Source organism: Isoptericola sp. NPDC019571 (genome assembly GCF_044389385.1).
Classification (GTDB): Bacteria; Actinomycetota; Actinomycetes; order Actinomycetales; family Cellulomonadaceae; genus Isoptericola; species Isoptericola nanjingensis.
Genome location: NZ_JBIRXZ010000006.1, coordinates 192,712 through 206,481 on the forward strand (window position 1 = coordinate 192,712; position 13,770 = coordinate 206,481).

15 protein-coding genes are annotated in these 13,770 nt (G+C 75.2%); 5 read left to right on the plus strand and 10 right to left on the minus strand.

Translation table 11 applies throughout. From position 1 onward, the window contains the following. Window positions 1-49: 49 nt before the first annotated feature. From grpE to ACH443_RS12895, 3 genes are all read right to left on the minus strand, one after another. Complete coding sequence (gene grpE / locus ACH443_RS12885) at window positions 50-685, minus strand: nucleotide exchange factor GrpE (RefSeq protein WP_430590528.1); 636 nt, start codon at window positions 683-685, stop codon at window positions 50-52. Continuing rightward, a complete protein-coding gene (gene dnaK, locus ACH443_RS12890; protein WP_429766447.1) occupies window positions 682-2,565 on the minus strand; it encodes a molecular chaperone DnaK in 1,884 nt (627 codons plus the stop codon). The genes grpE and dnaK overlap by 4 nt, the downstream gene beginning before the upstream one ends. A gap of 215 nt (window positions 2,566-2,780) precedes the next feature. Next, the gene (locus ACH443_RS12895; protein ID WP_429766445.1) at window positions 2,781-3,731 is read right to left on the minus strand and encodes a cold-shock protein; all 951 of its coding nucleotides are present in this window, start codon (window positions 3,729-3,731) and stop codon (window positions 2,781-2,783) included. A gap of 94 nt (window positions 3,732-3,825) precedes the next feature. Here ACH443_RS12895 and ACH443_RS12900 point away from each other — a divergent pair, with 94 nt between their 5' ends. Next, window positions 3,826-4,473 carry a hypothetical protein gene (locus ACH443_RS12900; protein WP_430590529.1) on the plus strand — a complete coding sequence of 216 codons (648 nt, stop codon included), beginning with the start codon at window positions 3,826-3,828 and terminating at the stop codon, window positions 4,471-4,473. Between the two features lie 15 nt (window positions 4,474-4,488). Here the strand turns inward: ACH443_RS12900 and ACH443_RS12905 are convergent, their stop codons facing one another. The 4 genes from ACH443_RS12905 to ACH443_RS12920 all read right to left on the minus strand — a co-directional run bounded on the left by ACH443_RS12905 (window position 4,489) and on the right by ACH443_RS12920 (window position 6,891). After that, the gene (locus ACH443_RS12905; protein WP_430590530.1) at window positions 4,489-5,142 is read right to left on the minus strand and encodes a flavin reductase family protein; all 654 of its coding nucleotides are present in this window, start codon (window positions 5,140-5,142) and stop codon (window positions 4,489-4,491) included. 43 nt (window positions 5,143-5,185) lie between these two features. After that, window positions 5,186-5,662, minus strand: a complete 477-nt coding sequence (locus ACH443_RS12910) for a GNAT family N-acetyltransferase (protein WP_430590531.1) — start codon at window positions 5,660-5,662, stop codon at window positions 5,186-5,188. 93 nt (window positions 5,663-5,755) lie between these two features. Further along, window positions 5,756-6,433: a histidine phosphatase family protein gene (locus tag ACH443_RS12915; protein WP_430590532.1), complete on the minus strand. Its 678-nt coding sequence runs from the start codon at window positions 6,431-6,433 to the stop codon at window positions 5,756-5,758. Window positions 6,434-6,480: 47 nt separating this feature from the next. Beyond that, entirely contained in the window at window positions 6,481-6,891 is a 411-nt protein-coding gene (locus ACH443_RS12920; protein ID WP_429766438.1) for a RidA family protein, read from the minus strand. Between the two features lie 79 nt (window positions 6,892-6,970). Between ACH443_RS12920 and ACH443_RS12925 the strand changes: the two genes are divergently transcribed. After that, complete coding sequence (locus ACH443_RS12925) at window positions 6,971-7,354, plus strand: winged helix-turn-helix transcriptional regulator (protein WP_429766436.1); 384 nt, start codon at window positions 6,971-6,973, stop codon at window positions 7,352-7,354. On the opposite strand, the gene ACH443_RS12930 is transcribed toward ACH443_RS12925, so the two are convergent. After that, the gene (locus ACH443_RS12930; RefSeq protein WP_430590533.1) at window positions 7,344-8,609 is read right to left on the minus strand and encodes an MFS transporter; all 1,266 of its coding nucleotides are present in this window, start codon (window positions 8,607-8,609) and stop codon (window positions 7,344-7,346) included. The two genes, ACH443_RS12925 and ACH443_RS12930, sit on opposite strands and share 11 nt — an antisense overlap. A 72-nt stretch (window positions 8,610-8,681) precedes the next feature. On the opposite strand from ACH443_RS12930, the gene ACH443_RS12935 reads away from it, so the two are divergent. From ACH443_RS12935 to ACH443_RS12945, 3 genes are read left to right on the plus strand one after another with little or no spacing between them, the layout of a single operon-like run. Next, window positions 8,682-9,572, plus strand: a complete 891-nt coding sequence (locus ACH443_RS12935; RefSeq protein WP_430590534.1) for a LysR family transcriptional regulator — start codon at window positions 8,682-8,684, stop codon at window positions 9,570-9,572. Between the two features lie 52 nt (window positions 9,573-9,624). Continuing rightward, entirely contained in the window at window positions 9,625-10,245 is a 621-nt protein-coding gene (locus tag ACH443_RS12940; protein WP_430590535.1) for an RNA polymerase sigma factor, read from the plus strand. Then, window positions 10,245-11,252, plus strand: a complete 1,008-nt coding sequence (locus ACH443_RS12945; protein WP_430590536.1) for a hypothetical protein — start codon at window positions 10,245-10,247, stop codon at window positions 11,250-11,252. The genes ACH443_RS12940 and ACH443_RS12945 overlap by 1 nt, the downstream gene beginning before the upstream one ends. 51 nt (window positions 11,253-11,303) lie before the next feature. Here ACH443_RS12945 and ACH443_RS12950 read toward each other — a convergent pair whose 3' ends face one another. Both ACH443_RS12950 and ACH443_RS12955 read right to left on the minus strand, forming a co-directional pair. After that, window positions 11,304-12,002 (minus strand): response regulator, encoded by a 699-nt coding sequence (locus tag ACH443_RS12950; RefSeq protein ID WP_430557933.1) that lies wholly within the window; start codon window positions 12,000-12,002, stop codon window positions 11,304-11,306. Then, window positions 11,999-13,732, minus strand: coding sequence for an ATP-binding protein (locus tag ACH443_RS12955; RefSeq protein ID WP_430590537.1), 1,734 nt, complete (start codon window positions 13,730-13,732; stop codon window positions 11,999-12,001). The genes ACH443_RS12950 and ACH443_RS12955 overlap by 4 nt, the downstream gene beginning before the upstream one ends. Window positions 13,733-13,770 lie beyond the last annotated feature (38 nt).

Consider the following 13,770-nt stretch of genomic DNA (forward strand, 5'->3'; position numbering starts at 1 on the left):
CCCTGGGCAGGTCGGTCTCACGACGGGCAGGTCGATCTCGCGGATGGTGTCACTCGGGGCCGACGACGCCCACGCGGGCGGCGCGGACGACCCGGTCGCCGATGCGGTAGCCGGGCTCGACCACCATCGCGACGGTGGTCACCGTCGCCTCGGGGTCCACGTTGTGCATGAGCGCCTCGTGGACGTTGGGGTCGAACTCCTCCCCGACCGCGCCGAACCGCTCGATGCCGAACCTCGCCAGCGACGCGTCGAGCTTCTCCGCGATGGCCGCCATGGGCCCGCTCAGCTCGGCGTGCTGCTTGGCGCGCTCGATGTCGTCGAGCACCGGCAGCAGCGCGGCGAGCACGTCCTGCGTGCCCTGGGTCCGCGCCGCCTCCTGGTCGCGCAGCGACCGGTTGCGGTAGTTCGTGAACGACGCCCGCTCGCGCTGCAGCGCATCCAGGTGCTGGGCCGCCTCGGCCTTGGCCGCCAGGACCTCGGCGCTCTCGGCGGCCTCGCCCTCGGGCTCGAAGTCGAGCGCCGCGAGCGGGTCGACGCCCTCGGGCTCGCCCTGGTCGCCGGCGGCGCGGGACGCCTCCCGGGCCTCCCCGGACGTCGGGTCGACCTTCCGCTTGTCCGTGAAGCTGAACGGGGTCTCCCCCGAGCCCTCGGGCTCGGGGGTCCCCTGCGTGTTCTCGTCCGTCACTTCTTGTCGTCCTCGTCGTCGACGATCTCGGCGTCGACCACGTCCTCGTCGGGGGCGGACGTCGCGCCCGCGGCAGCGGCCGCGTCGTCCTCCGCCGCCGGGGTGTCGCCCGCGGCCTGCTCCTGCTCGGCCGTGGCGTAGAGCGCCTGGCCGATCTTCTGCGAGGACGCGCCGAGCTTCTCGTACGCGGCCTTCACCGCGTCGGCGTCCTCGCCCTCCAGGGCGGTCTTGACGCCGGCGATGTCGGCCTCGACCTCGGTCACGACCTCGGCGGGGAGCTTGTCGCGGTTGTCCGCGATCTGCTTCTCCATCGAGTACGCGAAGGCCTCGGCCTGGTTGCGGGTCTCCGCCTCCTCGCGACGCTTCTTGTCCTCGGCGGCGTGCTCCTCGGCGTCCTTCACCATGCGGTCGATGTCCTCCTTGGGGAGGGCCGACCCGCCGGTGATCTTCATCGACTGCTCGGTGCCCGTGCCGCGGTCCTTGGCGGACACGTGCACGATGCCGTTCGCGTCGATGTCGAAGGTGACCTCGATCTGCGGGACGCCGCGCGGCGCCGGGGCGATGCCGGTGAGCTCGAACGTGCCCAGCGGCTTGTTGTCGCGGGTGAACTCGCGCTCGCCCTGGAAGACCTGGATCGCCACGGACGGCTGGTTGTCCTCCGCCGTGGAGAAGATCTCGCTGCGCTTGGTCGGGATGGCCGTGTTGCGCTCGATGAGCTTGGTCATCACGCCGCCCTTGGTCTCGATGCCGAGGGACAGCGGGGTGACGTCGATGAGCAGCACGTCCTTGCGCTCGCCGCCGATGACGCCGGCCTGCAGGGCCGCGCCCACGGCGACGACCTCGTCCGGGTTGACGCCCTTGTTGGGCTCGCGACCACCGGTGAGCTCCTTGACGACCTCGGTCACGGCCGGCATGCGGGTGGAACCACCCACCAGCACGACGTGGTCGATGTCGGAGACCGAGATGCCGGCGTCGCGGATGACCGCGTGGAACGGCGCCTTGGTGCGGTCGATGAGGTCCTGCGTCATCTGCTGGAACTGCGCCCGCGTGAGCTTCTCGTCCAGGTGGACGGGGCCGTTCTCGCTCATCGACAGGTACTGCATCGAGATGCTGGTGCTCGTCGCGGACGAGAGCTCCTTCTTGGCCTGCTCGGCCGCCTCACGCAGACGCTGCAGGGCGATCTTGTCCTTGGACAGGTCGACGCCCGCGCTGTTCTTCACCTGCTTGATGAGGTGGTCCACGATGCGCTGGTCCCAGTCGTCGCCGCCGAGGCGGTTGTCGCCGGACGTGGCGCGCACCTGGATGGTGGAGAAGTCGTCCTCGTCCTTGCCGACCTCGAGGAGCGAGACGTCGAACGTGCCGCCGCCCAGGTCGAAGACCAGGATGAGCTCGTCCTCCTTGCCCTTCTCCAGGCCGTAGGCGAGAGCCGCCGCGGTGGGCTCGTTGACGATGCGGGTCACGTTGAGGCCCGCGATCTGGCCGGCGTCCTTGGTCGCCTGGCGCTCGGCGTCGTTGAAGTACGCCGGGACGGTGATGACCGCGTCGGTGACGGGCTCGCCCAGGTACTCCTCGGCGTCGCGCTTGAGCTTGCCGAGCACGCGCGCGGAGATCTCCTGCGCGGTGTACTTCTTGTCGTCGATCTCGACCGACCAGTCGGTGCCCATGTGGCGCTTGACCGACGAGATGGTGCGGTCGACGTTGGTGACCGCCTGACGCTTGGCCACCTCACCGACGAGGACCTCGCCGGTCTTGGAGAACGCGACGACGGACGGCGTCGTGCGCGACCCCTCCGCGTTCGCGATGACGGTGGGCTCGCCGCCCTCCAGGACGGCGACCACCGAGTTGGTGGTACCCAGGTCGATACCGACTGCTCGAGCCATGTGTGCTGCCTCCATGCGTACGTCCGGGCGCCTGTGCACCCGAGGTTGAGTCAACTGCACTCAACGTAAATCTCGGCCTCCCCGCCTCGCAAACCGCGGGCGCCAAAGTTGAGTCTGCTTGGCTCAACCTTGCTCGGGGCGTCGATATTCCCGCAGGCAGACCCCGCTGTTCGCTGTGAGCGAACAGCGGGGCGGATGCTCCGGCCGGCTCGCGCTCAGATCAGCTCGACGCGGTCGGCCTGCGGCCCGCGGTCGCTCTGGCGCACCTTGAACCGGACCCGGTCGCCCTCTTCCAGGTACTCGCCGCCCTGCACGACCGACACGTGCACGAACAGATCCGCGCCCCCCGCGTCGGGGGTGATGAAGCCGAAGCCGCGGTCCGCGTCGTAGCGCGCGACGGTGCCCTCACCGCCGCGCACCGGACCGCCGGACGCCGCGGGACGGCCCGACCGGCCACGGTCCCCCCGGTCACGGTCACGCCCGGTGGCCCCGTGCGCGCCCCCGGAGCCGCGCACGAGCCGCACGTCGCGGGCGTTCGGCCCCTTGTCGCCGTCGACGACGTCGAACGTCACGCGCGCGCCCTCGGCCAGCGAGCTCAAGCCCGGGCCGAGCGCGTTGACGTGGACGAAGAGGTCCGCGCCGCCCGCGTCAGGAGCGATGAACCCGAAGCCCTTGGTGTCGTCGAACCAGGAGACGGTGCCGTCCCCGCCGTCGGAGGCCGGCCGCGCCGCTTCCGACGCGAGCGGCAGCAGGTGGTCCGCCTGCGGACCCTTCTCCCCCTCGACGACCATGAACGCGACCCGCTGGCCCTCCGCGATCACCCCGCCCCCGACGATCGCCGAGCTGTGCACGAAGATCTCGACGCCGCCGTCGTCGGGCGTGACGAAGCCGTACCCCTTGGTCGGCTCGTACCAGTTCACGGTGCCGAGCACGCCCACCGGGGCGTCGGCGGCCCGGTCGCCCGTGACCCGGACGCGTCGCGCCTGCGGGCCACGGTCGCCCTCGCCCACCTCGAACTCCACGGTCTGCCCCTCGCGGAGCTGCTTCGGCCCGTCCTCGCCGACGATCTCGGACGCGTGCACGAAGAGGTCCTCGGCCTCGTTCCCGAGGTCGATGAAGCCGAACCCGCGGTCGGCGTCGAACCATCGGACTGTTCCCTGGGGCACCTGGTACTCCTCGTCTTGGCAGATAGTGCTCCCCCCAGTGTCGCGCGGAGAACGGTCACGGCAAGAATCGCCGGGCCTGTGGTGGGATCGCCCCATGCACCCCGAGTCCGCCGAGGAGTACTACGCCCGCGTCGCCGCGCAGACCGGCCCGGACGGGCGGCTGCCGGTCGCCGTCGAGGAGATGCCCGGCTGGGACATCTACCCGTACGAGGCGGACTCCCTCCGGATGAAGCCCCTGCGCCCGCTGGCCGACGCCGAGCCGCCGCGGCGCGGCGAGGATCCCGCCGACTGCTGGTGCGCCGGGACCCCCGAGGAACGGACGGCCCGGTTCGAGGGCTGGGTCTGGCGCAACGAGCGGTGGGTGCTCACGGCGGACCTCGCGCAGAGCCTGCCCGTGTTCCTCACCCTGGTGCCCGTCGCCACGCACTGCGACCTGCCGTCGGTGCCCGCGGACCTCGCGGCCGAGATGGGGCAGCTGATCGTCGCGGTGTCGGCCGCCGTCGAGGCGCTGCCGAGCGTGGGCCGCGTGCAGCTCGCCAAGTGGGGCGACGGCGGGGCGCACCTGCACCTGGCGTTCCTCGGCAGGCCCGCCCGGGTGCTGCAGCTCCGCGGGTCGCCGCTGCTGGACTGGGCGGAGAACCTGCCCGACGTGCCAGCCGACGTCCTGCGCGCCAACGCCGCCGCCGTGGCGGCGCACCTGGTGGCCGCGGTCGGCGGCGAGGCCGGCACCCGGGGCGGCTGACCCGGCCGGGAACGGTCAGCGGCGCCGGGTCCGCCCGAGGCGGGCGCCGGTACCGAAGTACTCGCGGAACACGTAGAGGGCCGGCGACCACGCGTCCGTGTCGACGTGCCCGGTGACGGTGTCCACGACGGCCCGGTCCGCGTGGACCGCGCGCACGTAGACCTCGACGATGCGGAAGTCCTCGCCGTCAGGACCCGCGGGGGCGTGGACCGCCTGCACCTCCGCCTCGCACTGGATCGCGCACTCGGCGATGCGCGGCGGGCGCACCAGCGTGGACGGCTGCGCGGTGAAGCCGCCCGGTGTCCACTTGTCCCCCGCGCTGCGGAAGCGGCCCTCCTTGTGCGGCGGGAGCGGGTCGCTGCCGCTGAGCAACGCGATCGCCTCCACCTGCGACCAGCGGTCGGCGTGCGGGAAGTTGACCACGCACTCCCCCTCGCGCTCGAGGTTCGCGAGCGTCTGCGAGCCGGCGCCCCAGCCCAGCACGACCGTGCGCCCCAGCGTCCAGGCCGACGACATCGGGCCGATGTTCGCCGACCCGTCGGGGCTGGTCGTGGTGACCAGCGCGATCGGGGTGCCGACGTACAGCACCGGTGGGTCGATGGTCACGTGCGACGACGGGGCGCCCTGGGGCCCGGGGTCTCGCACGGAGGCAGCGGCGGTCTGGCTCATGCCCCCAGCGTCGGGGCGGGACGCTTCGGCCCCCGCCGAACCGTCAGAGCGCCTTGCGCATCTGCTGCGTGACGACGGCGTACCCGGCGGAGTCGTACAGCGCGACGGCGGCGGCGTTGCGGCCGAAGACGTTCAGCTCCAGCGCGGTGGCGCCCGCCTGCCGGGCGGCGTCCTCCGTCGCCTCCAGCAGCGCGCGCCCCAGGCCCTGGCCCCGTCGCGACTCGACGACCTCGATGTCGTAGAGGAACGCGATCCCCGCCGTCCCGTGCGGCGGGTCCAGCGCCACCCAGGAGCGCCCGACCGGCTCGCCGTCGGCGTCGACGGCGAGGCGGACGAGCATCCGTTCGGTCGCCGGCCCCTGCGGCAGGAGCGCTGCGGACTCGTCGCGGGCCCGCCGCACCGCGCCCTCGTACGGCCAGCGGCCCGCGGCGACCTGCTCCGCCGCGTAGTCCGCCGCCAGGGCGTCCTGCCACTCGTCGAACTCGGCCGGGGTCATCGGGCGCAGCGTCACCGTCGTCATGGACGCATGCTGGCACCGTTCCCGCGTCGACGTCGTCCCTGGTGTCCGCTCAGGGCCGGGACACGACACCGGGCACCACGCCGTGGCCGCCGTTCAGTCGTCGACCGGCTCTCCTGTCGGGTCGTGCGCGACGACGGCGTCGAGCTGCGCGCCGCCGACGGGCTCGCGCCGCCAGTCCACGAGCCGCCAGCCGGACGCCGGGTCGCCCTCGACCTCGATGAGGCCGGTGTTGGCGAGCGGGGTGTGCGCCAGCTCCTCGACGTCGAGCCCGCGGACACGCGCGCCCGACCACGCGCGGATGGCGGCGCCGTGCGAGACGGCGAGGACGACGCCGTGGTCGCGGGCCTCGCGACCGAGGGACATGAGCGCCGCGACCGCGTCGTCGAACCGGGCGAGGAACGCATGCCCGTCGGGCCCGCCGGGCATGCGCCGCGACCGGTCGCCGCGTGACCAGGCGAACACCGTCTCGAGGTAGGTGTGGTGGTCGGCCAGGTCGGACGACATCTCGAGGGCGCCGGCCTCGACCTCGCGCAGCCCGTCGAGCACCGTGGGGCGCAGGTCGCGGTCGGTGGCCAGCGGGCCGGCGGTGTACGACGTCCGCACCAGCGACGACACCGCGAGAGCGTCGATCCGCCGCCCCTGCAGGGCGACGGGCACGGCGGCGGCCTGCTGCTCGCCCAGCGGGGTCAGCCCGGGGCCGGGGGCGCCGGTGTCGAGCAGGCCCGCCACGTTGGAGGGGGTCTGGCCGTGTCGCAGCAGGAGGAGACGCATGCCTCCACCCTGTCAGAGGGACGCGGGCCCGCGGGCGGCGCCCACCGTCAGTCCAGGACGGCGTACGCCTCGACCTCCACGAGCACGTCCGGCTCGAAGAGGGAGTCGATGCCGAGGAGCGACACGGGCGGCCAGGGCTGCGGGATGCCGAGCTCCTCGGCCACCCGCTCGATCCCGGCCAGCAGGTCGCCGTACTTGTCGGGGTGCCAGCGGACGGCGAAGAACCGCAGCCGGACGACGTCGGCGAACCCTGCCCCCGCCCCGGCAAGACCCCGGGCCGTGCTGCGGAGCGCCTGCGCGACCTGCCCGGCCAGGTCGTCGGCGGCCACAGGCCGCCCCTCGGCGTCGCGGGCGACCTGCCCGGCCACGTGCACGTGGCGGGTGCCGGTGCCGACGGCGACGTGGTGGTACGGGACGGGCTGGAGCATGCCGGGCGGGGTGCGGAGGTCGACGGTCATGGCGGGTCCTTCCGGTGGTGCGGGCAGGTATCTGATGTCTACCTGGTCGCCTCAGGCCACTTCAACGAGACTAGGTGTCGTGCACGAGACCACCCCCGCCGCCCTGACGCCCGCCCACCGTGAGCTCCTCGACCAGGTGCTCGACAAGTGGTCGCTGCAGGTGCTCGAGTCCCTCTGCGAACGCCCGCAGCGGTTCAACGAGCTGCGCCGCAGCGTCCCCGCCGTGACGCAGAAGTCGCTCACCGCGACGCTCCGGCGGCTCGAGCGCAACGGCATGGTCGAGCGGAACCTCCTCAGCTCCCGCCCGGTCGCCGTCGAGTACCGCGTCTCGGCGCTGGGCAGCACGCTCCAGGACCTCGTGGACGCGCTGCTGGCCTGGTCCACGTCCGTCCTGCCCGACGTCGAGACGGCGCGGGCGGCCTTCGACGGGACCGGGCCGGACACGGCGTCGCTCAGCCGCTGACGGCGGCGGCCGGCGCCTCGGCCGTCGTCCGCCCGCCGGCGCCGAGGGCCCGGGACGCCACCAGCCCGACGCCGCCGACGAGGACCTGCACCGCGCCCACGGCGACGAGCACCGGCCCGGCGCCGACCCACCCGATGACCGCGCCGCCCACGAGCAGCCCCAGCGAGGCGCCGCCCGAGTGCAGCACGGTCTCGGCGGTGAACGCCGCGCGCCGCTCGGGCCCGGAGGTCTGCTCGCTGATCAGCGCGTTGAGCGCGGCGATCCCGAACGGCGTCGCCAGGCCGCCGACGGCGGACACGAGCGCGACCCCCACCACGCTCGGCACCACCGCCGGGAGCGCCGCGAACGACAGGCCGAGCACCGCCCACGCCCCGACCGCCGTCGCGAGGCGCGGCAGCCGGTCGACGACCAGCGGCGCCGCCAGCGACGCGGCGACCGACGTCGCGCCGTAACCGCTCATCCCCGCCGCGACGAGCGCGCCGGGCATCCCGTGCTCCACGCCGAGGACGGCCAGCCCGAGGCTGAAGCCGAACCAGCACAGCCCGCCGACGCCCGCCGCGACGATGCCCGCCGCGACCTGCGGGTGCGCGCGCAGGACCGCGAGCACCGCCGTCGGCTCCGCCTCGCCCCGCGCCGCCTCGCCCCGCGCCGGGGCGCGGCCGTCCGCCCGCGGGACTCCCAGCATGGCCGCGGCCGCCGCGAGCACGACCGCGGCCTGGCACCACAGCAGCGGCTCCGCGCCCCACGCCACGACCAGCCACGCTCCCAGGGGCGGCGCGAAGATCATCGACACCCGGTGCGCGAGGTCCTGCCACGCGAGCCACCGGGCGGCCGTCGCGCCGCCCGCCTCGCGCGCCTCAGCATCACGGCGTCCGGCGTCCGCGAGGTCGGCGACGAGCGCGCGCTCCGCAGGGCCGAGCAGCGCGCCGGCGACGCCGGTCACGAGGCCGGACCCGCACAGGCTGACCGCTCCCACGTGGCCGACGAGCGCCGCGACCGGCACGATCGCGAGCCCCGCGATCTGCACCAGCATGACGACGGCGAGCGCCCGCCCGGACACGAGCCGCTCGCGCAGCCCGCGGCCCCACCAGCCGACCGTCAGCAGCGGCAGCCCCGACATGCCCCCGACGAGGCCGGTGGCCCACGCCTCCCCCGTCTCGGCGAGCGCCACGAGCGGCAGCGCGACGGCCGTGATCCGCGCACCCACCCAGGTGACGAAGGTGATCGCGGTGAGGATCAGCAGGGGACGGCGCATGCCTCGATCCTCGGCGGCCGAGGCCGACGCCGGTAGACGGCGTCGCGGGCAGCTCGCTCATACGCTGGAGGCATGACCTCCCGTCTGACGGTGGACGACCTGCAGCTCGCCGAGGCGGTCGCGCGGCACGGCTCGGTGGGCGCGGCCGCCCGCGAGCTGCTCGTCGCGCAGCCGTCCGCGAGCCGGCGCCTGTCCGCCCTGGAGCGCCGGCTCGGCACGCTGTTGTTCGACCGCGACACCACCGGCGCCCGGCCCACCCCGGCCGGCCGTGAGCTCGCCCGCCTGGCCGCGGGGCTGCTGGCCGACCTGGACGCCCTGCCCGACCAGGTGCTCGCCGCCGTCGCCGCGCCGACCCTGTCGGTCGGCACCATCCAGGCCCTCAGCCCGATGGTGCTCACGGCCGTCGAGCTCGAGCTGCCCGAGGTCACGATCCTGCCGGAGGTCGACCACGGCCCGAACCTCGTGCGGCAGGTGCACGAGGGCACGCTGGACGCCGCGATCGTCACCGTCGCGGAGCAGATGGCGGTGCCGCGCGGCCTCCAGCGCACCCCGCTGGGCGAGTCGCCGCGGGTGGTCGTGCTGCCGGACGGCGTCGCGCCGCTCGCCGCCGGGAGCCGGCCGTTCGCGGGCCGCACCGTCGTCTACAGCCTCATCGACCTGGCCGGCGAGGCCACCCACCGGCGGCTGTCCGCGCTGGGCGCCGTCCCGCGCCGCGGCCCCACCACCGAGGCCACCCTCCGCATCGCGCGCGAGCTGGGCTGCCCCGCGCTCATGCCCGAGCTCACCGCCCGCTGGTACGCCGCGCCGGGCGACCGGGTCGTGCCGTCCCCGGTGCCCGGGACCGTGCGCGTCACGCTCGTCACCCGCACCCCGCGGCCCGCCGCGCTGGCGGACGCGCTGCCCCGCATCACGGCGCGCGTGCTGGGCGACGACCGGTCGCCGGAAGGGCCTGCAACGCCCTGACCCGAGCCGGACATGACACCGTCGTCACCGCCTCCCTGCCGAAGGGCCACCGATGCCAGCCCCCGAACCGCCCGACCACGAGGCGCGCTTCACCGCGCTCTTCGAGGCCACCCACCGCCCGCTGCTCGCCTACGCGGTGCGGCGCGTCGCCGACCCCGCGGACGCCGCCGACGTCGTCGCCGAGGCGTTCCTGGTCGCCTGGCGACGCATCGAGGACGTCCCCTCCGGGACCGACGCGCGGCCGTGGATGTTCGGCGTCGCGCGCCGCGTCCTCGCGAACCTCCACCGCGGGACCCGGCGCCGCCTCGCCCTCGCCGACCGCCTGCGGGCCGAGGTCGTCGAGGCGGTGCCGCCGCCGTCCGACGAGGACGTCAGCGACGTCGAGCGGGCGCTCGCGCGCCTCGGCGACGACGACCAGGAGCTGCTGCGACTGGTCGCCTGGGAGGAGCTGGCGCGGGACGAGATCGCCCTCGTGCTCGGCGTCTCCCGCGCCACGGTGCGCGTCCGGCTGCACCGCGCACGACGGCGGCTGGCCGACCAGCTCGCCTCGCTCGCCGCGGCGGACGACGTCCCCCGCGTGCGGCGCACCGAGCCGGCCGTGCAACGCACCGACGCGGCCGGACAGGTGATCAGCGGGTGGGCACCAGCCCGCCCCGGAACCGAGGAGGCGTGATGAGCGACCTGATGAAGCGGCTGGGCGCCGCGGACCCCGCCCGCCGAGCCCCCCTCGACGCCGTGGACGAGGCGGCGTTCGCCGCCCTGCGCGAGGAGATCACCATGACGAGCACCGACGGCGCAACCGCGCCGACCCTCCCCACCGCCGACGACCCGCTCCCCCGTCGACGACGGCTCGGGCGCCGAGGCGCGGTGGCGATCGGCCTGGCCGCCGTCCTCACCGGGGGCGGCGTCGCGTACGCGGCGATCCAGGCGTTCCAGGGCTCCAGCGGCGAGGGCGTCGCGTGCGTGCACGTCTGGAACGCGGACGCCCCCGAGGGGCTGCACCTCGACGCCGCCGGCTCGTGGATCACCGGCGACCCCTACGCCGACTGCACCACGCTGCTCGCCGAGGAGGGGCTGCCCCCGATCGAGGACCCCGTCGCGTTCGCGTGGGACGGCCAGACGATCGTGGCTCCCGCCGACCAGGTGCCCGAGGGCGTGCAGCGGCTGGAGGGCACGCAGGCGGTCGACCGCGGTGTCGTCGAGCTCCAGCGGAGCGTGGCCGACACGGTCGACGGCGGCAGGAGCGGGTGCCGCACGGTCCCCGAGGCCGCCGCCTGGGCGCAGGGCGAGATCGAGCGGCTCGGCCTGCAGGACTGGACGGTGGTCACGCCGGAGTCCGAGCCGGCGCCCGACGCGGTGCCCGGCGCCGCGCCGCCGTGCTCCGACGGCGAGGTGTCCGTCGGGGACCGGCAGGTGGAGCTCTTCGCGTCCGAGGACCCGTTCGAGCGGCTCCACGGGCCCGGCGACGACCCGGCGATCGACGCCCTGCGCGAGCGGATCGTGGACGAGTGCGTCTCGCTCGACGAGGCCCGTGCCGTCGTCGACGAGGTGTACGCGGACATGGAGTACGAGGTGCCGACGACCGAGGTGGTCGACGACGGCGCCTCGTGCGCCCGCGTGGACCTCGTCGAGGGCGGCACGACCGAGGCGTTCGTGTACGGGCCGGGCTCGGGCTCCTGATCGGTCGCCGGGCGTCCGCTCCTCTGACGCCCGGCGGGCGCCGCTGCCGGCTCAGCGCAGCCGGTATCGGCGCTCGGGGCGCCCCGCCGTGCCGTAGTTGAGGCGCACCGCGGCGCGCCCCGTCGTCGCGAAGTGCTCCAGGTAGCGGCGGGCGCTGACCCGGCTGACGCCGACGGCGTCGGCGCACTCGGTGGCGCTGAGCTCCGCGCCGTCCGCGAGCGCGGCGAGCACGACGTCGGCGGTCTCCTGGCTGAGGCCCTTGGGCAGGGGATCGCGCGGCGCGGCCGCCTGCGGCGGGCGGGCGAAGACGGCGTCGATGTCGGCCTGGATCTCGGCCGGGCTGCCGGCGGCGCCGTCGTCGTCCAGCCCCTCCAGCGCCGCGCGGGCGCGGCGGAACTCCTGCAGGCGCGCCGTGAGGTCGTCGGACGCGAACGGCTTGACGAGGTAGTGCGCCGCCCCACCGGCCGCGGCGGCACGCACGGTGTCGGCCTCACGGGCGGCGGTGATGACGACGACGCCGAGGTCGTGGCCCGCCGCCCGCAGGCGCCGCAGCACCTCGATGCCGCTCATGTCCGGCAGGTGCACGTCGAGCAGGACGAGGTCGGGGTGCAGGGCCTCGACGGCGGCGAGCGCGTCGGCGCCCGAGTGCGCCTCGCCGACCACCCGGAACCCGGGGACCCGCTCCACGAAGCGGCGGTGGATGGACGCGACCATGAAGTCGTCCTCCACCACCAGCACGTCGAGGCTCACGCCTGCTGCACCCCCTGATCGGTCCGTCCGGTGCCCGCGACGGCCCGCGGCAGCCGTGCGATGAACACGGCGCCGCCCTCCCCGGCCGGGGCGTCGCCATTGTGCACCGTCACCCGCCCGCCGCGGCGCTGCACCAGCACGTGCACGAGCGCGAGCCCCACGCCGCGGCCGGTCGCGCCGTGCGGCTTGGTGCTCCACCCGCGCCGGAAGATCGCGTCGGCCTGCTCGGGCGGCACGCCGGGCCCGGTGTCCGCGACCTCGACGAGGACGTCGTGCGCCGGCCCGTCCAGCGCCAGGCGCACCCGGACCATGGCGGGCGCCGTGACGCCGTGCGCGTCGGGGCCCGCGGCCCAGGCCGCGGCGTCGACGGCGTTGTCCACGAGGTTGCCGAGCACGGTGCCGACGTCCGCGGACAGGTCCGGGTCGAGGCGCGGCAGCGCGCTGCCCGGGTCGACGACGAGCTCCACGTGCCGCTCGTCCGCGAGCGTCGCCTTGGCGATGAGCAGCGCCGCCACCGCCGGGTCGGCGACGCGCGTCGTCACGACGTCGCTCAGGTCGGCCCGCCGCCGCGTGAGCCGCTCCACGAACCGCCCCACCTCGTCGTACTCCCCCAGCTCGATCAGCCCGGAGACGGTGTGCAGCTGGTTGCTGAACTCGTGCGTCTGCGCGCGCAGCGTCTCCGTGACGCTCTCGCGCGCGTGCAGCTCGCTCTGCAGCGCCAGCAGCTCGGTGCGGTCCCGCAGCGTGGTCACCGTGCCGGCCGGGCGGCCGTCGTGCAGCACGCGGCGCCGGTTGAGAACGAGCACGGTGTCGCCCGCGACCAGGACGGCGTCGTGCACCTCGTCGGTGCCCTGCAGCAGGTCCAGGACGGCGGGGTCGAGGCCCAGGTCCTCCAGGCGGCGGCCCGTCGGGTCGAGCGCGTCGCCAGCCCCTCCGACCGGCCCGACGAGGCCGAGCAGCTCCCGGGCGCTGTCGCTCATGAGGCTCACCCGGCCGTCGTCGCCCACCACGACGACGCCCTCGCGGATCGAGCGCAGCACGCCCTCGCGGTGGTCCGCGAGCGCCGCGATCTGGGCCGGCTCCAGGCCGCGCGTGCGCCGCTTGACGAGGCGCGCCAGCAGCCACGACCCGGCCGCCGCGAGCGCGGTGCCGATGCCGAGCACCACGAGCACGTCGCCGCCGGCGTCCGAGAGCCGTTCCGTCAGCGGCGGGTACGGGTCGGCCAGCACGACGACGGCGACCGGCTCGGGCGCGCGCGGCTGCGGCACCGGGTCGCTGCCGCCGTACACCGGCACCCACGCCGCGATCGACCGCCCCGCCACGTCGTCGACGTCGCCGCTGCCGGCGCGCGCGGCGGCGTCGTCGGGCAGGTCGAGACGCTCGCCGCGGCGGGTCGGGTCCGTGGCGACGAGGATCCGGCCCTCGGGGTCGGTGAGGTAGGCGTTGCGGGCGTCGACGTACGCCGCGCGGCTCTGCAGGTAGAACGCGAGGGCCTGCGTGTCGGGCGCGTCGGCGGCGAGCGTCGCCTGCACCGCCGGGATGCCCGCCAGGCCCTCCGCCGCCACCTCGAGGCGGTCCGCGCGGTCGTCGCGGAACGCGGCGTCGGCCTGCCCCAGGAAGACGACGGCGGCCGCCGCGACGACGACGAGCAGCACGGCGAGCTGGAGCGCGAGCACCTGACCGCCGAGCGTCAGGTGCCGCCGGGTGCCGCGCGAACGTCGTGACCGCAAGTTCCACAACCTCCTTTGGTTGCCCAATGATGACGCGC